The sequence below is a fragment of the Nocardia carnea NBRC 14403 genome, assembly GCF_000308515.1.
Taxonomy (GTDB): domain Bacteria; phylum Actinomycetota; class Actinomycetes; order Mycobacteriales; family Mycobacteriaceae; genus Nocardia; species Nocardia carnea.
In genome coordinates this window covers 66,676-85,935 of the sequence record NZ_BAFV01000121.1, presented here as the reverse complement: position 1 = coordinate 85,935, position 19,260 = coordinate 66,676, and the positions used below count along the sequence as shown (strand labels likewise).

Annotated in this window: 21 protein-coding genes and 1 pseudogene; 6 read left to right on the top strand and 16 right to left on the bottom strand. The window is 65.2% G+C overall.

The window, feature by feature from the left end; translation table 11 throughout:
• From ON22_RS36120 to ON22_RS30895, 3 genes are all read right to left on the bottom strand, one after another.
• Window positions 1-127, bottom strand: a 127-nt coding sequence (locus tag ON22_RS36120) for an aldo/keto reductase (protein ID WP_255218571.1), incomplete at its 3' end; no start/stop codon positions are given.
• A gap of 141 nt (window positions 128-268) precedes the next feature.
• The gene (locus tag ON22_RS30900) at window positions 269-478 is read right to left on the bottom strand and encodes a DUF397 domain-containing protein (RefSeq protein WP_033246753.1); all 210 of its coding nucleotides are present in this window, start codon (window positions 476-478) and stop codon (window positions 269-271) included.
• Window positions 475-1,359, bottom strand: coding sequence for a helix-turn-helix domain-containing protein (locus ON22_RS30895; protein WP_033246754.1), 885 nt, complete (start codon window positions 1,357-1,359; stop codon window positions 475-477). The genes ON22_RS30900 and ON22_RS30895 overlap by 4 nt, the downstream gene beginning before the upstream one ends.
• Window positions 1,360-1,698: 339 nt before the next feature.
• Between ON22_RS30895 and ON22_RS30890 the strand changes: the two genes are divergently transcribed.
• Entirely contained in the window at window positions 1,699-1,842 is a 144-nt protein-coding gene (locus ON22_RS30890; RefSeq protein WP_231508744.1) for a hypothetical protein, read from the top strand.
• 165 nt (window positions 1,843-2,007) lie between these two features.
• Entirely contained in the window at window positions 2,008-2,196 is a 189-nt protein-coding gene (locus ON22_RS30885; protein ID WP_033246756.1) for a hypothetical protein, read from the top strand.
• Between the two features lie 64 nt (window positions 2,197-2,260).
• On the opposite strand, the gene ON22_RS30880 is transcribed toward ON22_RS30885, so the two are convergent.
• The 6 genes and pseudogenes from ON22_RS30880 to ON22_RS30850 form a co-directional block, all read right to left on the bottom strand.
• Window positions 2,261-3,022, bottom strand: coding sequence for an ESX secretion-associated protein EspG (locus tag ON22_RS30880; protein WP_033246757.1), 762 nt, complete (start codon window positions 3,020-3,022; stop codon window positions 2,261-2,263).
• An 87-nt stretch (window positions 3,023-3,109) separates the two neighbouring features.
• The gene (locus ON22_RS30875; protein ID WP_033246758.1) at window positions 3,110-4,285 is read right to left on the bottom strand and encodes a WXG100 family type VII secretion target; all 1,176 of its coding nucleotides are present in this window, start codon (window positions 4,283-4,285) and stop codon (window positions 3,110-3,112) included.
• Window positions 4,286-4,328: 43 nt separating this feature from the next.
• The gene (locus ON22_RS30870) at window positions 4,329-4,826 is read right to left on the bottom strand and encodes a hypothetical protein (protein WP_033246759.1); all 498 of its coding nucleotides are present in this window, start codon (window positions 4,824-4,826) and stop codon (window positions 4,329-4,331) included.
• Window positions 4,827-4,877: 51 nt separating this feature from the next.
• Entirely contained in the window at window positions 4,878-5,447 is a 570-nt protein-coding gene (locus ON22_RS30865) for a DUF3558 domain-containing protein (RefSeq protein WP_051158317.1), read from the bottom strand.
• Between the two features lie 191 nt (window positions 5,448-5,638).
• Window positions 5,639-7,144, bottom strand: coding sequence for a serine/threonine-protein kinase (locus ON22_RS35065; protein WP_081595954.1), 1,506 nt, complete (start codon window positions 7,142-7,144; stop codon window positions 5,639-5,641).
• Window positions 7,145-7,192: 48 nt separating this feature from the next.
• Window positions 7,193-7,660: pseudogene (locus ON22_RS30850) on the bottom strand (IS481 family transposase); the annotation flags it as partial.
• 73 nt (window positions 7,661-7,733) lie between these two features.
• Here ON22_RS30850 and ON22_RS30845 point away from each other — a divergent pair.
• Entirely contained in the window at window positions 7,734-8,021 is a 288-nt protein-coding gene (locus ON22_RS30845; protein WP_051158315.1) for a helix-turn-helix domain-containing protein, read from the top strand.
• A gap of 87 nt (window positions 8,022-8,108) precedes the next feature.
• Here the strand turns inward: ON22_RS30845 and ON22_RS38665 are convergent, their stop codons facing one another.
• Window positions 8,109-8,348, bottom strand: a complete 240-nt coding sequence (locus tag ON22_RS38665) for a helix-turn-helix domain-containing protein (RefSeq protein WP_081595953.1) — start codon at window positions 8,346-8,348, stop codon at window positions 8,109-8,111.
• A 450-nt stretch (window positions 8,349-8,798) separates the two neighbouring features.
• On the opposite strand from ON22_RS38665, the gene ON22_RS30840 reads away from it, so the two are divergent.
• The 3 genes from ON22_RS30840 to ON22_RS30830 all read left to right on the top strand — a co-directional run bounded on the left by ON22_RS30840 (window position 8,799) and on the right by ON22_RS30830 (window position 11,276).
• On the top strand, window positions 8,799-8,999 hold the full coding sequence (locus ON22_RS30840) for a helix-turn-helix domain-containing protein (protein ID WP_033246761.1): 201 nt from the start codon (window positions 8,799-8,801) through the stop codon (window positions 8,997-8,999).
• Complete coding sequence (locus ON22_RS30835; RefSeq protein ID WP_231508745.1) at window positions 8,996-10,189, top strand: type II toxin-antitoxin system HipA family toxin; 1,194 nt, start codon at window positions 8,996-8,998, stop codon at window positions 10,187-10,189. The genes ON22_RS30840 and ON22_RS30835 overlap by 4 nt, the downstream gene beginning before the upstream one ends.
• Before the next feature lie 406 nt (window positions 10,190-10,595).
• Window positions 10,596-11,276, top strand: coding sequence for a type 1 glutamine amidotransferase domain-containing protein (locus ON22_RS30830; RefSeq protein ID WP_033246762.1), 681 nt, complete (start codon window positions 10,596-10,598; stop codon window positions 11,274-11,276).
• A 102-nt stretch (window positions 11,277-11,378) separates the two neighbouring features.
• Here ON22_RS30830 and ON22_RS36110 read toward each other — a convergent pair whose 3' ends face one another.
• The 6 genes from ON22_RS36110 to ON22_RS30800 form a co-directional block, all read right to left on the bottom strand.
• Window positions 11,379-11,612, bottom strand: coding sequence for a hypothetical protein (locus ON22_RS36110; RefSeq protein ID WP_081595952.1), 234 nt, complete (start codon window positions 11,610-11,612; stop codon window positions 11,379-11,381).
• Between the two features lie 80 nt (window positions 11,613-11,692).
• Window positions 11,693-13,111 carry an MFS transporter gene (locus ON22_RS30820; protein WP_373280900.1) on the bottom strand — a complete coding sequence of 473 codons (1,419 nt, stop codon included), beginning with the start codon at window positions 13,109-13,111 and terminating at the stop codon, window positions 11,693-11,695.
• Window positions 13,104-13,535: a MarR family winged helix-turn-helix transcriptional regulator gene (locus ON22_RS30815; RefSeq protein WP_033246764.1), complete on the bottom strand. Its 432-nt coding sequence runs from the start codon at window positions 13,533-13,535 to the stop codon at window positions 13,104-13,106. Before ON22_RS30815 ends, ON22_RS30820 begins: the two co-directional genes overlap by 8 nt.
• Window positions 13,536-13,812: 277 nt before the next feature.
• Complete coding sequence (locus tag ON22_RS38260) at window positions 13,813-15,189, bottom strand: amidase (RefSeq protein ID WP_231508749.1); 1,377 nt, start codon at window positions 15,187-15,189, stop codon at window positions 13,813-13,815.
• Window positions 15,078-16,895 (bottom strand): hydantoinase B/oxoprolinase family protein, encoded by a 1,818-nt coding sequence (locus ON22_RS30805; protein ID WP_033246765.1) that lies wholly within the window; start codon window positions 16,893-16,895, stop codon window positions 15,078-15,080. Before ON22_RS30805 ends, ON22_RS38260 begins: the two co-directional genes overlap by 112 nt.
• Window positions 16,892-18,973 (bottom strand): hydantoinase/oxoprolinase family protein, encoded by a 2,082-nt coding sequence (locus ON22_RS30800; protein ID WP_033246766.1) that lies wholly within the window; start codon window positions 18,971-18,973, stop codon window positions 16,892-16,894. Before ON22_RS30800 ends, ON22_RS30805 begins: the two co-directional genes overlap by 4 nt.
• Between the last annotated feature and the right edge of the window lie 287 nt (window positions 18,974-19,260).

Below are 19,260 nucleotides of genomic sequence, written 5' to 3'. Positions count from 1 at the left end.
GCCCGTACATCTGCGCGGTATCGAACAGTGTGACGCCCAGGTCGAGCGCCCGGTGCACCACCGCGGCGGACTGCTGTCGATCGATACGCATCCCGAAGTTGTTGCAACCCAAACCGAGTGCCGACACGGTCAGACCACTGCGCCCGAACTGACGATATTCCACGATCACGGTCTCCTATTCGCAGTTCCACTACATGCGTCCTGGACAGCATGACGAACCCCGCCTCGGGCGTATTCCGGAGGCGGGGTCATCTCGTTGATGGGCTACTCAGGAAGCCGGCTCGAACCCGTCGTCATCGACAGCGGCCGTGAACGCATCCCATGCTTCCGGTCCGAACACCAAGGCCGGGCCGGTGGGGTTCTTCGAATCCCGCACACCTACCGTCCCACCGCTCAAATGGGCAACCTCGACACAGTCGTCACCGCTGGTGCTCCGGCTGCTCTTGAACCATGCCGCCCCGGATAGATCGACGTTCATGACCGATACTCCCTCGCCGTCGCCCTGATGAGGCGCAGTGTGTCGTCTTCGTCCAATGCTACTTGCAGAATGGACGCGCGAGTCGCCTGATATTGGTCGATCTCCGTGGGCTTGTCCAGATACAGCGATCCAGTGAAGCCTTCGATGTAGACCACCGGCTCTTCGGTCAGCGCGGGGTTCAGATGCTGAGGAAACTCCAGGTAGACAAAGTGCTTCGACATCAAGCCGAGATGACTCGGGGCATCGAACGGAACGATCCGCAGCGATACGTTCGGCCGTGTGGCCAGCGCAACGAGATGGTCCAGTTGATCTGCCATGATCTCGGCTCCGCCGATGCGTTGCCGTACCACGGATTCACTCAGCGCAACCTCCAACGTGAACCCCGACCGTTCGCCGAGTCGTTCCTGACGGCGCTGGAGCAGATTCACCTCGCCTTCAGGATCGATCGGCCTTCCGAGCGGTTCCGACACCTTCCATATGGCGCGCCGGTAAGCGGGTGTCTGGAGCAACCCCGGCAAGGTCATGGTCTGCCAGGAGAACACCTCGGATGCGGCGCGTTCGAGCTCGAGAAATATTTCCGCTTTAGGGGTCACAGCATCAGCGTTGGACTGCCACCACCCGTCCTTCCGGGATTCGTCGACGAGCCACAGGAGGTCGCGGCGGTCGTCGGCGCTCGCTTCGTACGTATCGCAGAGCGCGTTGATGACCATCTTCTTCGTCTCGCTGTTGCGCCCGGTTTCCAGCCGCCACAAGGTTTGCGCGCCCATCTCGCACCTGCGAGCCGCATGCGCGCGAGTCAACCCGGCCAGTTCGCGCATCTCACGCAAGCGGCGGCCGAGTACGCGGCGCGGCAGGGTCGGTGGGTTCGGTTCGATCGACATAGGGGTGTCGCCTTTCGTTAGCGTTACTCGGGGTTATGTCATGTCGAATGGAACAGTCGAACAGCTTGGAATTACCGATCCATCCGGATCAAATCCATTGTGTGCCTGAATCTTACGAAGGCCTCCACAATTTCGGAAGTGGGTGTTCTACTGAACATGCACCCGCCCTGGTGGAAACCTCCGCCATGGAAGTTTCCACCAGGCCGCACTGTCTCAAACGAGTCAGAATTTTCCGGAAACCCACCCCGGAATCCCCGCGAACCGACCACCACACCCCGAATTTGCGAGGCGACCATGATATTCGGCCTACCGGTGACAGATCACCGGCGCATACCGGTGATGACCATTTCCCACGCCCATCTCGTCATGCAGGCACATATCGACTGCCCGCTCACCGCCTGCCCGCTGAAACAGCAGGCCAGGGACCGGCTGATCGAGGAGCGCCGCCTCGTACCCGGTGACCGGGAGTTTCTGGGCTATTGACCGAATACAGCAACGAACCCCCGATGAAAGAAAACCTCCCGCACCGGATTCCCGGTGGATTTCCCATTCCGGACGATCCGCTTTGGAACGCCCCGGTGGATATCGCCTCACTTATCCGAATCGCCCACGCCCTGCACCAATGGCAACCACCCGAACGGAGGCACCGTGACCGATGAAACGGAGTATCGCTCCCTTTCCTTCGACGCACTCGCGGACCGCGCCCGCAATGCCGGCTACCGGCTGATCCGTGAGCACCACATGCCACCGAGCTGGGCCCTGCTCGACGCCGTCGACGGCGAATACCTGCACACCGCAGCAACTCTCGAGGAAATAGCGCGGCACCTCGATGACTGACCGGCGTTTCTCCCCGTTCGGTGCCGAAATGCCGACGGTCACCGTCCGGCGCAGGGGAGGCGAATCACCAGACTTCCGCTTCCTCTTCACGGAGGCGACGCAGGGAACGGTCGATCCATTCGGCGAATCCGGCCGCGAAATCCTGGGGCCCGGCCGGACGCACACTCACATGCTCACGGGTTCGCTTCTCCAGGTACCGCCCGTCGCCGGTGATGTCGTACCACCGGAACCCGTACCACGGCTTCGGCCGATCCAGGATCGAACCGACTCGCAATCCGGCATTTCCGCCACCGTCGGCGGGCCGCCTCGCGAGGCGCCGATACTGCTCACCGGGCCCCCGCCGCATCGACTGCTGCTGCTCACGGCCCGGCGCGAGATCGTCGATATGAAAGGTGCCCGGCGCCTCTCGCCCCGGCGCGCACTTCGGCAGCAGCCCGGCCAGCCGTTTCGGGAGTTGGTCGGCGGCGAACAGCTGGGCGTGCACCGAACCGTCGACACCGTCGATCGCCGACTGCGCCAGCACCACCCCGTGACGTGTGGTCTGCGCACCGACCACCCGGTATTCACGCACCCCGCCCCTGTCAGTCGCGGTCGACCCGCCCAGGATCTCGATCCGCAGATCACTGGCGGACAGTGTGTGCAGCGCGAGCCGGATCAGCTCGTGCTCATCGCGGTCGTACCGCGCCCGCACCGCTGCGGCATGCGCCTCGTACGGATTTCGGGTCTTGTAGCGGCTCAGATAGCGCAGCGGGCGCGGGAACCGGTCGATTCCGTCGCGATACCAGAGCGCGGCGAAATCATCCGGTTCCCAGATCCATTTGCTCATTGTCGGTGCGGGTTTCCTCGATGTGTCACGGAGATGGACGCCCCGCGCCCGGCAGAGTTCTCCGAAACAGGCGGGGCGGCGGAGGGGTCAGGCGTCCCGCGGAGGTTGCGCGGCCGGTGCTTCGCCGCCCAGCACACCCCCGGGAATTGTGGGTGCCTGTTCGCCGAGCAGTTCTTCGGCGTTCTCGGCGTTGATCAGGTAGTCGGGGGTTTCACGGCGATCATCGTCCTGCCCCTGCTGCCCACGCCCGGCCGCACCCGGCGACATCATTCCGGGCATACCGCTGCGCGGGCTGCCGGCATTCGGCGCGGCCGCTGTCGACCCCGCCGGAACGGGCGCGCCTGCGGCATTCGGCGTCCCGGACACCGTTCGTCCCGGCTCCCCGGTGGTCACCGGACTACCGCTGGGCGAGCCCGGCGACCCTGGGATGCCCAGTCCGGGAGTGGTCCCGCTGGGGACGGTGGTGGTACTCGGCGTCGTGGATATCGGGCTCTCGGTGGTGGACGGTGTCGTATTCGCGGGCGCCGTCTCACCTGGCTGCTCGGTGCCCGCCGGCTGCTCGGTCCCCGGCTCCTCACCGGGCTGTTCCGCACCAGGCTCTTCCCCGGCCGGGTCCTCTCCCGCCGGTTGGCCGGTATCCGGCCCGCCTGGATTGCCGCCCGGGCCGGTGGTCGTACCACCCGGTCCAGGCTGGTCACCGTTTCCGGTCGGCAGGTCGGTGTGCAGTGGCTGCGTCGGATTCACAGGCACCGGAAGGACGGGAATCAGACCATCTGCCTGCACAAATCCCGATATATAGTCATCCCGCATAACTTGCCGGGCCGCTTCCTCGGTATCGGTACGCTCGTTGTCGAACCCGAAGAAAGTCCACTCATCGCTGTGCCACCACTCTTTCTTCTCGATCACCTCGGGAAGGTTGTTCTGGGTGCGCATGACCGATACCACGGTGTTGTCGACCTGGACGGACAGAGCGTGCAGCGCGGGCACCAGATCCTCCGCCCGGGTGGCGTAGTTGTCGATGGCCTGGCGGGCTTGCTCCGCGGCCGCTCCTTCCCAGGCCGCAGCGCTGGACCGGCGGATCCGCGAGGCGAACACAGTGACACCGTTCTCCCACTGGGTGGCGATATCGCCGTACTGCTCCGATGCCTTCATCCCGTGGTCGCCCGGCATCAACGGTTTGAACGCGCCGTTGATCTCCGGATGGGAAAACCCGTTGGGTTCCTCGGGATCACCGATCTTCGGACCCTCGTTCTGGAAGGTCATCGAGCCCCCTGAATCGAACAAACTGAACTATTACGCGGTCTCATTACACACCCGGCGGGATCGGGAACGCGGGCGGCAGCTGCAACGGCACCGAAGGCGGCGCACTCGCCATCAACTCGTTGTATCGCGCGGCGAACGCATCATCGGTCTCCATGTACCGCTGCGCGACCGCGCGGTGCAGCTCCTGGATATCCACGACGATCTGGTAATGCTGTTCCAGGATCGCGAAAACATCGTTGCCATCGTCGGATTCCATGGCCTTGTGCCGGAATCGACCCACGAGAGTATTTGCCGAACGGAGGTCTTCAGTGCCTTCACCGATATCCCAGCGTTCACGCCTCCAGATCTCCTCAGCGATACCCTGTAACTCTTGGATCAGCAGCTTGAATCCTTCACAGTCCCGCTCCATATACACGAACTCTTCGGCATTCACCCGGATCGCGTCACCGGGTGCGCCTGCTCCGAGATTCACCGACAGCCGGCCTTCCCGGGCCTCGGTTAACAGATCCCCGAGCGGCCGGGGCGGAGTATCCTCACTCACAGCCCGCTCCCTCCCTCATTCCGATCAACTCCATATCGCCCAGGTGATCGTTCACTCATCCGGGATCAACGGGGCAACTTTTTCCGCCAAGCCGAGCGCCAGACCACAGGTGTCCAGATGCCCGGTCTTGGCACGCGAGCCCGGGTTACTCATCGACAGTTCGAGGCTCCCCCCGGCCATCTCCACATAAAAAGTGCAGGACGCGCGTTTATCGGATTGTTCGACGGCATCCACCGCCATCGCCGGCCGACCGTCCACGGCGTATTCGTTCCGGACGGAAAAGTTCTCGTTATCCCGCACCACGTCCAGCGTCAGATTCGTCGTCGTAATCCCCACCGCATAGCTGTCCGGAGCGACAAACCGGCACCCCCGCCATTTGATCCCCTGTGCCCCATCAACGTTCGCATCCGTCACCCCACGCCGTAGATCTTCCGACGCCAGAATCTCCTGCGGAATTTCGGTGCACGGATCAAAGGAGGAGGGCGCCTCCGCCGCAATCGGCAATCCGGTGGCCGTGGTCACCGGCGTAGCCGCGCCCTCACTATCGGTCCCACACCCCGCGACCAACAGCGCAATACCCGCGCCGCACAACATCGCCCGAATCGACCGAACAGCGGTCATCTCAAACCTCCCGACACCGGTAGTCCAGTACATCGAACGGGAACCGGCCGGCCCCCCGCGTCCCGCCGACCCTATCACCGCCCGGCAGACCGCACCGGTTCCCGGTCTCACCCAGGCCGCCCGCGTTGCCGCCAACCGACTGCCCACCTCCGCGGCACACTCCGAACTGGTTCCGCACCTGCACCGGCACGTCAGTACCGGTACCTCCGCATACGAACCATCGTCCGGTAGTCGACCCAGCGTTTTGTCGCACGTCCCGCCGCGCACGCCAGCACACACCCGGACAACGCAAATAGGAACACGTACATGGCGATCACAGCGACATCGTCGCCGCCGGTGATCGGAGAGGTCGCCAGCTGGATCACCGCGGTGGCGCAGACTGCAACACCGATACCCCAACAAATACCGGTCAGGACTCGCCCCGCGTGCCTACCCGACAGCAACAACATCGCCGCACTATTCCACAGCACTGTGAGCAGCATGAAGATAGCGATCACCGTGGGGGAATCCCCGTCGTCGCTGTTCGTAGCGGACATGGTCACCGCCAGGCTCCCGATGAATCCCACCCCGAACAGCAGTCCGAAGATCAGCGTGATGATCCCTGCGGTGAACGCCGCCGTCTTCGAGGGCGACGGCTCTTGCGGATCCTCGGGCACGCGCCCGTTCGGTGCCGCGCGCGGATCGAATATGGGCCGCGCCAGGGCCGCGACCCGCGGATCATGCGGCGATGCCCCGGCCATCCGGCGATCATTGCGTTCGGCAGCGATTCCGGGCGCCTTCGGACCGAACGGCATCGCCTGGCCGCCCGAATCGGCGTTGTGGACCGTGGGAGCCGAGCGTGCAAGGTCGGCCGCGACGTACCCGCCGTCGAGTGCGCAACGCACAGCGTTGACGAAGTCGGTGCAGCTGGCGAAGCGGTCGTCACGATCCTTGGCCATGGCCCGCGCGAGCACCGCATCCACGGCTGCCGGAAGATCCGGACGGGATTCAGTGAGCCGAGGCGGAGGTTTCGAAATATGCCCCATGACGACCTGCCCCGGGTTCGTCGAAGCGTAGGGCGGATGACCGGCGAGGACGGCGAACAACGTGCAGGCCAGCGAATACTGGTCCGAGCGGTGATCGACCACCTCACCCGAAAGTTGCTCGGGGGAACCGTAGGCGAGGGTCGCGGTGAACGTACCGGTGGCGGTGACCTTCGTGTTGTTGGCGTCGGTGAGCCGGGCGATACCGAAATCGGTGAGGACGGCGTGGGTTTCGCGGAACTCGTCACCGTCGGCGATGAGGATGTTGGCGGGTTTCACGTCACGGTGCAGAACTCCGCGGCTATGGGCGTAGTCGAGTGCGGCGGCGGTTTCGGCGACGAGGCGCACCGCGGTCGCGGCAGGATGCGCGGCGGCGTTCCATGTGGAGGCATCGGTGCCACGGATGTACTGCATGGCGATCCACAGATGACCGTCGTCGGCGCCACGGTCGTAGATTCCGACGATCGCCGGATGTTCCAGGCGGGCAACAACATCGGCTTCGCGTTCGAAGCGGCGGGACAGTTCGGGGTCGGTGCAGACCTCACGATTCAGCAGTTTCAGCGCGACGCTACGTGGCAGCCGTGGGTGCCGGGCGAGATAGACGGTCCCCATTCCGCCTTGTCCGAGGACTCCCTCGATCCGATACCCGGCGAAGGCCGAACCCACCCCCAACACGCTGCTCCCTCTCATCACCGATCGAACACCGCGACGCTACCGCATGCACTAGCTGTATGAGGGCCGGACGTTGGTGACGCCCACTCGGAACCGTGACGCTGGCGGCATACCCTCGGCAACGCTATGGGGTCGGTGGTAGTTGTAGCGGATGTTCCGGACTGCGATCGCTGCTGATCGGGATTCCTCGCTGGGGAAGCTCCGGGCGTAAAGTAGTTCCTCGGACAGGATCCGTTGATAGCGTTCAACTTTTCCGTTGTGACGTGGGGTGTAGGGTTTCGTCTTCTGGTGCCGGGACTCGTTGCCAACGATCCGTGCGAAGTCACTGGAGCGGTAGCACGCTCCGTTGTCGGTGACCACACGATGGATGTGCGTAATCCCGTGGGCGGCAAACCGGACCTTCGCGCGGGTCAGGAACGCCGCAGCGGTCGACCCCTTATCGTCGAGCAGTGGCTCGGTGTAGGAGAGCCGGGAGTATCCGTCGATTGCCAAGTGTAGGTAGGTGTACCCACGCTTCGCGCATACCGAACACGACAGGACCTTTCACAACGTGTTCACGCTGTGACGAGCACCGAACCATGAGGAGATCATCATGAGCATCAGTCAAGAGGAATTCGACCGGCGCAGCGCGGAGGTTCGCGCGACACCGGAGTACCAGGAGGCGTATCGGAGCGCCCAAATTGCCTACGAATTGGGCAAAAAGGTTCGTGAGGCGCGCGAAGCGCGGGGATGGACGCAGGCCGAACTGGCCCGGCGGGCAGGTATGAAGCAGCACGCTGTCAGCCGATTCGAGGCCGGCGATGTGGTCCCGACGCTGACAACGCTGGATCGCATTGCCTCCGCTCTCGAATCGCATCTCACCATCGATTTCGCCGCATAGCGTCACTGTCCGGGAGTCGAGACTCCTCCTGCTCCGGAACGAGAACGGCCAGCACCCGCAGCAGGGGTTCCCCGACGGCCGCGACGATCATCGGCGCCTTCTGCCGGTCCAGCCGGACCAGCACCTTATCCGGGGCGGGCGATCAGACGCCTCCAGCGCGACGGCGAGCTCAGCGGCTGCCCAGGACTTGCCGAAACTGCGTCCGGTCAGCTCGTCGATACGCCGGAGCCGGTTACGCACCGTATTGGCATGGCAGTCGAGAGCCGCGGCGGCTCGTTTCGTGGAGCAGTCGGTATCGAACCAGGTCTGGAAAGACCGCAGGAGCATCTCGCGTTCCGGCGTTGGAAGGTCGAGTACGGCCCGACGATGTCTCGGGCGGTGCGGCGGCTCTCCTCCACGTTGTGTCGACAAGTCCGCCCGAGGGACTGCCGCCGAAGACGGTGACCTGCGTGTCCCGCGGTGTAGACCAGCTCAACACCGCAAGCTCGCCAGGTGCAAGGCGCGCGCGTGTCCGTCAGGTTCGCGTAGGCGGGGCTGATCCCGATCCGGCCGACCGCGACGTGCTCGAGTTCGGTGACGATGTCCTCGACTCGTCCGCCGCCCAGCGCCACGATCCTGTTCTGCCGGATCGGGTCAGCTGCCAGACCGGTACGTCACCGCGCCGGCAGCGTCACGACCCAACAAATCGGCAGTATTTTGCCGTTTATCAGCTTCGGGCATATCATCATGCCAGGTAGTTGGATAGATCGGCAGAATTCTGCCGCACGGGAGGCCTGGATGGATGGTGTGCAGCTCATCGGCGCCGAGATTCGCGCTGCGCGCCGTCGGTACCAGCTCACTCAAGAGCAGCTGGCCGAGCTCGCCGGAACCTCGACCCGCACGGTCCGCGATATCGAGCACGGAACCGGGACAACCGGCGTCGGTACGGTGGCCGAAGTCGCCGATGTCCTCGGCCTCACTCTGAGCCTGACCGGGTGACCGACCTCCAGCGCTTCCGCATGGTCCGTGCCGCGGATGTCTACAAGTCCGGACGGCGAGCTGCGCAGCTGACCAAGAGTTCCGAGGGAACAATCGAATTCCGTTACCTTCCGGAGTATTCGGCCCACTCCGGACGGCCGATCGCGACCACGCTACCGGTGACGGACGAGCCCATTCACATCTTCGACGGCAGCTTGCCCGCGTACTTCGCCGGGCTCCTACCCGAAGGGCATCGGTTATCCGTACTACAACGTGCCGTGAAGACCAGCCTGGACGATGAACTCACCCTGCTGTTGGCAGTTGGCACCGACGCCCCCGGGGACGTGCAGGTAGTTCCTGCGGGTGAACCGCTCGTCGAGGTTCCGGCACTGGTGGACGGAGAGGCACCCGAAGATCTGGATTTCGGCGCCCTGGTGGACAAGGTGGATCCTCATGCACTGCCCGGCGTACAGGAGAAAGCCAGTACGTCGATGATCAGTACACCACTTTCAACCGGTTTCGGACGCTTCATCCTGAAACTCTCACAGTCCGGATTTCCGAATCTCGTCGAAAACGAGGCCGTTCATCTCGAGGCTGCACGTGAACTGAAGGTTCCTGTCGCCGCCGCACAGCTGATCACCGACCGCACCGGTACGTCCGGATTGCTTGTGCAACGGTTCGACCGGGTGGCACACGCCGGCACATGGACCCGCTCGGCGTTCGAGGACGCCACACAGGTCATGGGACTTCCACCCGCCGAGAAATACGCGGTGGACGCCATAGATGCTGTCCGGACCCTGGCTGCCGTGACACATGCTCCGCGCGTGGCCGTCAGAAATCTGTACCTGCAGTTCGTGTTCGCATGGCTGACCGGGAACGGGGACCTGCACGGAAAAAATCTCGGTGTGCTCGAGGACGCGAAAGGGCGGTGGTCGATCGCACCGATATACGACATCCCCTGCACGCTGATCTACGACGACGATTCGATGGCCTTGCCGATCGGTGGGCGTATCCGGAAGCTGAAGGCCCGCGACTGGCTGGCATTCGCGGCCGAAATCGGACTGCCGGAGCGCGGTGCCGCCTCGGCTCGTGCTATCGCACTGCGCGCGGCTGAAGCAGTCGACTTCGATCGCCTCCCCTTCGCCGGATCTCCGTTGCGCCGCGTGGAGCGCGAACTCCGGTTCCGGCGCGGCGAGTTGCAGCGGCTTTGATCCATGTGACGACCCGGATTCGAGCTGTCCATATCGGCAGAATATTGCCGGAAGTGGCAGTTTTCGGTGCATCGAATCCCATTCACCCCCTGTATCGGCAGTATCCTGCCGATACAGAGTCCCTATCACCATCGGTCGATTCGTGCGCATGGACGGCGCGCCCCACGACCTATCGTGGACGCGCACCGCAGAGGTCGACTCCGCGTTGATGCGCTTCGTGCGAGCCTGATCACGTAGCAGACCATCCGGGTAGCTCACTCCATCCGGCCACCGACAGCATCGACTGTCACCGGCGAATGATCCGCGGGCAGTTCCGATACCCCGGCCTAACAGACTTACGCTGTCTCTGAACCGCCGTACAGGGGTCTGCGCCAAGAGACGACCGGTCAACCAGAAGGAGATGCACATGAAGGTCCTCATCGTCCTCACCTCTCACGACCAGCTCGGGAACACAGGCAAGAAGACCGGCTTCTGGCTGGAGGAACTCGCCGCGCCGTACCGGCGCTTCAAGGCGGCCGGCTACGACATCACCCTTGCGTCTCCGGCCGGTGGCCGGCCGCCGCTCGACCCGAAGAGCAACGAGCCCGGCTTCCAGACCGACGACACGCACTGGTTCGAGGCCGATGCGGAAGCGTCTGCGGCACTGGCCGATACTGTGCGGCTCGACTCGGTCTCGGCCGAGGACTACGACACCGTCTTCTATCCGGGCGGACACGGCCCGCTGTGGGACCTCGCCGAGGACCCCGACTCACGACGGCTGATCGAAACCACGCTGCGCTCGGGCAAGCCGGTCGCGCTGGTCTGCCACGCACCCGGCGTGCTGCGCCACGTCACCGACGAGGATGGCACTCCGCTCGTGGCGGGGAAGAAGGTCACCGGTTTCACCAACACCGAGGAGGCCGCGGTCGAGTTGGTCGATGTCGTTCCATTCCTCGTCGAAGACGAGCTGGTCGCGCTCGGCGGGAACTACTCGAAGGGTGCCGACTGGGGTTCCTACGTGGTCCAGGACGGACTATTGATCACAGGTCAGAACCCTGGCTCCTCGGCCGCGGCGGCCGACGCGCTGATCGCACAACTCGCCACATAAGCGCCGGTGCCGGCAGGCCGATCGCCCTACCGCCGGCATCTCGAACCGAGGTCTTGCCAGGGTTCGAGGTGCCGGCCTGTTCACGTTGCGATAGGGAGTTGTTCAATGCTGTATCAAACCGCCGACCTCGATCGGAGGCACGTGGCCGGTCGACGGAAGAGTCCGGGCGAGCGTGAGGCCTATGTCGACCAGCGATGAGCGGCGTAGGCCGGTGACGTCGGGGATCGGCGTCCAGACCGATTCGGCTGTGGGCTCCCCGTCCCGGGGGCTATGGCAGGCCAGGAGCACCCGTCCATCGGTGATGCACACGGCGTACGCGGCCAGCCGGAAACTCATATCCGGAATGTACTAGCGCGCACACCGGCCGTCAGCTGGGCCGGTGCCTTGCCGATTTCGGTTCGGGGCTTCCGCTGCGGTCACGGGATCCGGGACAACTCCGGTGCGGTGTGGGCCCGGCGCCGGGTCTGCGCATAGTTGGCCAAGAGTGCGGCGAAAACTATTGCGCAGCCACACACGCCCAGGGCCAGCGCCAGGGTGATGCCGGTATCGGTGGGATGCAGGTCCGAACCCAGGTGCGCGGCGAGTACCGCGCCCGACGCGGCGCTACCGAAGGCGCCGCCGACCGTGCGCAAGACCTGGTTGAAGCTGACAGCGCTGCCGAGTTCGGTATCGGCGACCCGCCTGGCGATCAGTGCGGGCATGGCGGCGTAGGTCGTTCCGATTCCCAGCCCGAACAGCAGCATGCCGACCAGGATTTCCCACAGCTGGTCGTGGACCAGCCAGAGCAGGACGGCCGATGCGGTCATCACCCCGGCGCCCAGTGGGAGCAGGGTGGTCAGCTGGATCCGGTGCGCTACGGCCCGGACCGCCCGGTTGGCGCCGAGGCTTCCGATGGACAGCGGAAGCATGACGAAACCGGCCCAGAACACGGGGAGCGCTATCCCGTAGCCGGTAACGGCCGGGGCCTGGGCGATGAGACTGCTGACGGACAGTCCGATGTACATCGCGGCGCCCAGCCCGATCGCGGTGCCGTTGGCGAGCAGGACGTCCCGGTGGCGGAAGACTCGCAGATTGATCAGCGGAGTCTCGGCACGCAATTCGACGAACACCCACGCACCCAGTAGGACCACTGCGGCGAGGGCGAAACCGAGGGTTTTCGCGGAGGTCCATTCCCAATTCGGCCCTTCGCTGATGGCGATGAGCAGCGCGGTGAGCCCGAGCCCGAGCAGTGCGGCGCCCGGTGCGTCGAACCGGGTGCGGGGTGCCTTTTCGTCCGGTCCGTCCGGAAGCACCTGCCACACCACGATCGCGGCGCTCACCACGAAAACGGCGGCGAAGGCGAAGGCTACGCGGAAACCGGCCTCGCCGGCGAGGATGCCGGTGAGCGGGTAGCCGATACCGAGGCCGGTCGAGGCAGTCACCGACAAGCTGGAAAGCCCCGGCCTGACCTGTTCTTCCGGAAGGTAGCGGCGGGCGAGCGCAATGGTCACCGGCACGATGCCGTAGGACAGGCCCTGCAGTGCGCGACCGACCAGGAATACGGCGAAGTTCGGGGCGCACGCGGCCAGTACCGACCCGGCGAGAATGATCCCGAGCGACCCCAGCAGCAGTCGCTTCTTGTGCGGGCCGTCGCTCAACCGGCCCATGATCGGGGTGGCCACGGCCCCGACCAGCAGGTTCACGGTGAGCATCCATTGCGCGGCGCTGACCGATACCGACATCTCCTGAGACAGCGTCGGGACCAGCAGCATGCCCAGCGAGCTGACGACGGCGGTGGTCAAGGCCGTGTAGATCAGTGCCGGGAGCAGCGTCGGCCGTAACCGTGGCTTATGCACGGGGCGTATCCACGGTCAATTTCTGTAGCAGCGGGACGACGGATTTCAGGAGTTCTCGTTCTTCGGCGGTCAACCGTTCGCTCACCGCCTGCTCCAGCCAGCTGTTGCCCGTCGAACGTTCCAGGGCCAGCCGTTCCCGGCCGGCGTCGGTGAGGTCGATCCACACCCGGCGGCGGTCCTGGTCGTCGGGGGTGCGGGTGATGAGGCCGAGGCCCTCCAGTTCCCGCACCGCGGTCGCGATGGCCTGCGGACTGATCCTCTCGACCGACGCGAGGGTGGACGAAGTGGCGGCGCCGTGTTCGGCGAGGTAAGCCAGCACGCCCAGCTTCCCGGTGGACAGCGTTTTCTGGGCGTTGAGCCGCCGCCACAGCGGCCGCAGCGCTTCCCGCAGCGCCAGGGCGACTGTTGCTTCATTCGTGACCATCCGATAAATATACAACTAGGTTGATCAACTTGGTTTACTTCCCTCCGCACGTCCGGATCTCCGTGGTTCCGGCGTGGCGAGCTGCAGCGGCTGTCGCTGCCCGGAAGGTCGCCGTCTGGACCACTTTCATCAACTGTCGGCCCGAGAGGGCGCGAGGGTCCCTCTCCAGGAACTATTCTCGCGAGCAATCCTCGGCTGTTCGAGAGGGAGGGGGGCGATGACGAACAACCACGACGTGCCGGACATCTTGTCGGCGAAGTTCGAGCGAGATCCGTACTTACGAACGGCCGGTGACAGCCTGCGGACGGGCCGAATGCCACTCGGTGACGTCCTGGTATCCAGCACCGATGTCGAAGAGCACCGGCTCGTGGTGCGCTGCCGCGGTGAGTTGCGCACCGATCGGCATCCCAGAGACAGGGTGGAAGCCGACCGGGAAGGCGAGTGTAGGGCCCTCGTGTAACGACCACGGATAACTGAACTGCCCCATCCGGCGCGACTGGGCGATCACATCGGCCCCCTCCCCGAGCAGCGGCACATCGATCGGCATCGCCGGGGTGAGCACGGCGTTCACCCGGTCGAACACCGTGCTGAGTCCCTGCCGGAATTCGTCGCGCCGACACAGTGCCGCGGTGCGTTCGGAGTCCGGGATCCCCAGCCCCAGCGAAATACGCTCGAGCGTCGCGGGCTGGAACAGTTCGGGCGAGTGCCGGATGCGGTCGCGGTGTCGTTCGGCGAGATCGGAGTAGATCAAGGTGTAGACGACATCCTGAGCGGACCGGGCGCCCGGAATATCGATCGGGACGACCTCGAAACCGAGGGTTTCGAACACTCCCGCGGCGGTACGCACGGCGGCGGCGACGGCCGGATCGACATCCTCGGTGATGAAGACCGCGGGCACACCGATCCGCTGCGCAGCCGGCACATTCGGCGGGGCTTCGCCACGGAGCATCTCGAATATGCGGACGATATCGCCGACCGAGCGGGCCATCGGGCCGACGGTATCGAACAGCTCGCTGACCGGGAAGACACCGGCGCCGGATACCGACCCCACGGTCGGGCGCAGGCCGGTGACCCCGCAGGCCGAGGCGGGTAACCGGATCGAACCGCCGGTATCGGTACCGAGCGCGGCATCCACCAGGCCGGCGGCGACCGCCGCACCGGAGCCGCCGCTCGAGCCGCCGGGGACCCGGCGCGGGTCCCATGGATTGCGGGTCGGCCCGGCCGCGGAGTTCTGGGAGGTCACGCCGACCGCGAATTCGGCCATATTCAGTTTCGCGGTCACCTGGGCGCCCGCGCCGAGCAGCCGGCGCACGACCTCCGCGTGTTCGGTGGCCACCCGGTCGGCGAAGAACGCCGACGCGCAGGTGCTGGGGACGCCCGCGACGTCGATATTGTCCTTGACCCCGATCCGCAGCCCGCGCAGCGGACCGTCGGTTGCGCCGCCGGCCGGCGGGTCGATCCAGGCGATAACGCTGCCGAACGTCTGCTCACTTACCGGCGGGGCCGGGCTGCGGTGGTCCGCGGCCCGGCCCCCGGTCTCATTCAGGACCCGCTCCCGGCGCGCAGCGCGCCGGTCGCCGCCTCGTCCACGGTCCAGTCGGCGGTGTTCACGACGACCCCGTAATCGCGGCGGGCGTCCTCCGCGGTGAGGTATTCGTCCCATACATCGCTGAGCACCTGGAACGGGTCGCGGGCGAACGGATCGCCGAATCCACCGCCGGAGGGCACTTTGATCTCGAGCGTCTCACCGGCCCGGATGGTTTCCTGCGTGACCTTGGAGAACAGCAGCTCCTCCCGATCGGTGCCGGCGTTGCGGGTGAACGAACCCGCGACCCCGTCACGGCCGCCGAGCGCGCCCGCGGGCGGATCGGATCGGTTGTCCGCCTCGGAGCCGAGGAAGGTGTCGGTTTCCATCAGCCATTTCCGCACGCTGCCGATACCGCCGCGCCATTGGCCGGGCGCCGGCGGTTCGTCGCGTAGCTCGTAACGAAGTGCCCGCATGGCGTGGTTGAGTTCGAGTTCTTCGATGGGGTTGTTGCGGGTGTTGGCCATCAACGCGTCGACCGCGTCCATACCGTCCTTGCCGTTGCGGCCGCCGTAGGAACCCTCGTTGATTTCGATATAGACCCAATAGGATTCGCCGTCGGCGGCCAGACCGGAGTAGGCGATCGCGCACAGCGCCGCGGACGAACCCGCGACCGCGTGATCGGGAAGCACCGGCGCCAACGCCAGGTTGATCGAGTCGAAAACCCGGTTCACCTGGGAGAATCGCGCGAAACAGGAGGCCGGGAAATCCGGGTTGAAGATGGTGCCCTCGGGGGCGTAGGCCTTCACCGGACGGAAGCAGCCGTCGTTCTGCGGGACGAAATCCTCAACGACGTCCTCGTCGAGCAGGATGGTGCGGATCGCGGAGACCGCCACCGGCAGCACCGATCCCTCGAACGGCACATTGAACGCCGTGGGTACCTGATCGTTGGATCCGGTGAGATCGATGAGGATGTCCTCGCCCTCGACCTGCACCCGGACCGCCACTTTCAGTGGCACCCCGCGGTTCTTGCCGTCGTCGTCGAGATAGCCGATGGGCGCCTCGTAGCTACCGTCCGGGATCTCCCGGATCCGGCTGCGCAGCATATTCTCCGAATAGTCCATCCACCGTTCCGCGGCGCTCATCACGGTATCGAGGCCGTACTTCCCGAGCAGTTCGAGGAACCGTTTCTCCCCGATCCGCGAGCAGGCGATCAGCGCCTCCAGGTCGCCGCGGTTCTGTTCCGGTGTCCGGACGTTGTCGAGGATGTGCTGGATCAGGTAGTCGTTGCGGACACCGGCCTCGTAGATCTTCATCGAGTCCATGAGCTTGCCTTCGGCCCAGACGTCCACGACGTCCATGCACAGGCCGGGGAAGTTGCCGCCGACATCGGAGACATGCCCGGTGCAGCCGGCGAAGCCGATATGCTCGCCCTCCCAGAAGATCGGGATGATCACGCCGTAATCGGGCGAATGCGCGGCACCGTGGTACGGGTGGTTGTGCAGGATGACGTCACCGGGCCGGTAGGTGCCCGCCAGCCGGCGGTTGACACCACGGATATAGGCCGGGATCGAGCCGCAGTGCATCGGTGTCGAATCCGATTCGCACAGTTCACGGCCGTTGACGTCGAAGATTCCCGCGCCCAGATCCTCGGATTCGCGGATCAGGCTCGAATACGCCATACGGTAGAGAACCTGCGCCATCTCCTTGGCCATCGACTGCAGAGCGCCGCCGATGACCCGCAGGGTGATCGGGTCGACCTCGACATCGTTCCAGGTCCGGGTGGATTCGCCCGCGAGGGATACTCCGGTCGTGGGCATCAACGCCTTGCTCATGCCGGCTTCCTCTCGATGATGATATGGCCGACGGCGTCGACCGTGGCGTGCTGGCCCATGCCGATGATGGTGGTGGAATCGAACTGCTCGACGATCGCGGGACCGTCGAAGGTGTTCCCCGCCAGCAGCAGCGCCCGGTCATAAACCGGGGTGTCGACCCATTCGGGTTCGGCCGTATCGTTCTGCCAGAACAGTGCCGGTGTGGTGGTCTTGATCGCGGCGGCGGCGTCGGCGGTGCCCTTCTCGATCTCGGCGATCCGCACATGCGGTACCGCGCCGACACCGGTGACGCGGATATTGACCAGCTGCACCGGTTTGTCGTCGAAGCGCTGGGAGTAGGTCCGGCCGTGCACGCGGTGGAATTCGTCGGCGACCGTTTTCACCCAGACATCGTCGATATCGCCGTCCGGCGCGGGCACCCGCAGCTCGTAGCCCTGTCCCACATAGCGGCAGTCGACGCTGCGTTCGAGCGTGATGTTCTCGGCAGCGACGCCGTCGGCTTCGAGCCGGCCGACCGCCTCATGCGACAACCGCGCCATCTGCTCGGTGAGCAGTGCCATATCGGGATCGGCGGAGGAGGTCCACACCGTGGTGGGCACCTCGTACCTGATATCGGTGGTGAGCAGCCCGACCGCGGAGGTGATACCGGGATGGCCCGGCACGATCACCCGCGGGATACCGAGCTGATCGGCGATCTGCCAGGCGAACAGCGGGCCGGCGCCGCCCTCGGCGATCAGCGAGAACTCGCGGGGGTCGTAGCCTTTACGCACCGAGTGCAGGCTGATCGCCTCGGTCATCGAATGGGCGAGGATCTTGAAGATACCCATCGCGGCGGCGTCCAGTGAGGTGCCGAGTTTCTCGGCGATATGGGCCTGGATGGCGGTGCGGGCCAGTTCCGGCCGGACCTCCATCGTCCCGGACAGGAAGCTGTTGGCACGCAGCCACCCCATGGTCACCATCGCGTCGGTGGAGGTCGGTTCGGTGCCGCCGCGGGCGTAGCAGGCCGGGCCCGGTACGGCGCCGGCGCTGCGGGGCCCGACCCGGAACATGCCGCCCTCGTCGACCACCGCGATGGAGCCGCCACCGGCGCCGATGGTGTCCACCTCGGCCATCGGCACCATCGCGTGGTAGTCGCCGATTCGAGTATCGAGCAGATGTTTCATCCGCAGGGCGCCGTCGGGTGCCACGCCGATATCGGCCGAAGTGCCACCTACGTCCAGCGTGATCACGCTCGGGAAGCCGGAGGCCTTGCCGATGGCGCAGCCGCCGAGCAGCCCGGCCACAACACCGCTGGTCAGCAGGGAGACCGGGGTCTCGCTCGCGCTGCGGGAGGTGATCAGGCCCCCGGCTGAGGTCATCAGGTGCACATCATCGCCGACCTGCTCCGCGGCGGCCTTCGCCGCGAGGTTCTCGATATAACCGGAAGTCTTGGGACCGATGAAGGCGTTCAGCGCCGCTGTGGAGAACCGTTCGTACTCGCGGTATTGCGGAGCGACTTCGCTGGAAAGCGAAACGAACACCTGCGGGTATTCCTCGCCGATGATCTCCTTGACCCGGATCTCGTGCGCCGGGTTCCGGTAGGAGTGCAGGAAGGCGACGGCGATGGCATCGACACCCCGTTCGCGCAGCAGCCGGACCTGTGCGCGCACCGCATCCTCGTCCAGCGGGACGAGCACGTTGCCCGCCGCGTCGATACGTTCGGCCACGACCCGGCGGTTGCGGCGCGGTACCAGCTGCCACTTCTGCCACGGCAAGTCCTGGTAGTTGGAGTAGTTGAGCGGACGCTTCTTCCTGGCGATATGCAGCAGATCGCGGAAACCCTGGGTGGTGATCATGCCGACGTCGCAGCCGTTGTGTTCGAGCACGATATTGGTCGCGACCGTGGTGCCGTGAAAGAACATCTCTATTTCGGCGGGGTCGATTCCGGCGCGTTCGGCGAGCACCGCGATACCGTCCATGGTGCCGATCGACGGGTCGTGGTTGGTCGACGGAGTCTTGTGGACCACCACCGTGCCGTCGTCGTCCCACAGCACGAGGTCGGTGAACGTGCCGCCGACGTCGACTCCGATTCTTTTCATCAAGATTCCATTCTTCCGGCGCCCACGAGGGAGCGGATGGGGACGACCGATTGGGAGATGCCGTCCGCGAAGGCGGGGACCACCGCGCGAGGTGTTGGGAGCCATCGTGCTTCAGCGGGCCGGAGAATGCAATACCTCAGATGTTTTCGAGGTAAATTCGTGGTAACACCCGAGAACTACCACCAAGCGCCGGCAATCGATGGCTTAATTAGCGGATGTTTTCTGCCATGCGGTCGACAGCGGCAGCACGATAGGACCGGACGCGGACGCTAGGCTCGGGCGCGTCG

Excerpts from the sequence above, each read along its gene's own strand:
- ON22_RS30875 (WP_033246758.1), bottom strand. The coding sequence starts at position 4,285 with ATGACCTTCCAGAACGAGGGTCCGAAGATCGGTGATCCCGAGGAACCC.
- ON22_RS30865 (WP_051158317.1), bottom strand. The coding sequence starts at position 5,447 with ATGACCGCTGTTCGGTCGATTCGGGCGATGTTGTGCGGCGCGGGTATT.
- ON22_RS30815 (WP_033246764.1), bottom strand. The coding sequence starts at position 13,535 with ATGGTCACGAATGAAGCAACAGTCGCCCTGGCGCTGCGGGAAGCGCTG.
- ON22_RS30805 (WP_033246765.1), bottom strand. The coding sequence starts at position 16,895 with ATGAGCAAGGCGTTGATGCCCACGACCGGAGTATCCCTCGCGGGCGAA.
- ON22_RS30800 (WP_033246766.1), bottom strand. The coding sequence starts at position 18,973 with ATGAAAAGAATCGGAGTCGACGTCGGCGGCACGTTCACCGACCTCGTG.
- ON22_RS30890 (WP_231508744.1), top strand. The coding sequence starts at position 1,699 with ATGACCATTTCCCACGCCCATCTCGTCATGCAGGCACATATCGACTGC.
- ON22_RS30845 (WP_051158315.1), top strand. The coding sequence starts at position 7,734 with ATGAGCATCAGTCAAGAGGAATTCGACCGGCGCAGCGCGGAGGTTCGC.
- ON22_RS30900 (WP_033246753.1), bottom strand. The coding sequence starts at position 478 with ATGAACGTCGATCTATCCGGGGCGGCATGGTTCAAGAGCAGCCGGAGC.
- ON22_RS30830 (WP_033246762.1), top strand. The coding sequence starts at position 10,596 with ATGAAGGTCCTCATCGTCCTCACCTCTCACGACCAGCTCGGGAACACA.
- ON22_RS38665 (WP_081595953.1), bottom strand. The coding sequence starts at position 8,348 with ATGCTCCTGCGGTCTTTCCAGACCTGGTTCGATACCGACTGCTCCACG.
- ON22_RS30880 (WP_033246757.1), bottom strand. The coding sequence starts at position 3,022 with ATGAGCAAATGGATCTGGGAACCGGATGATTTCGCCGCGCTCTGGTAT.
- ON22_RS30895 (WP_033246754.1), bottom strand. The coding sequence starts at position 1,359 with ATGTCGATCGAACCGAACCCACCGACCCTGCCGCGCCGCGTACTCGGC.
- ON22_RS30840 (WP_033246761.1), top strand. The coding sequence starts at position 8,799 with ATGGATGGTGTGCAGCTCATCGGCGCCGAGATTCGCGCTGCGCGCCGT.
- ON22_RS36110 (WP_081595952.1), bottom strand. The coding sequence starts at position 11,612 with ATGAGTTTCCGGCTGGCCGCGTACGCCGTGTGCATCACCGATGGACGG.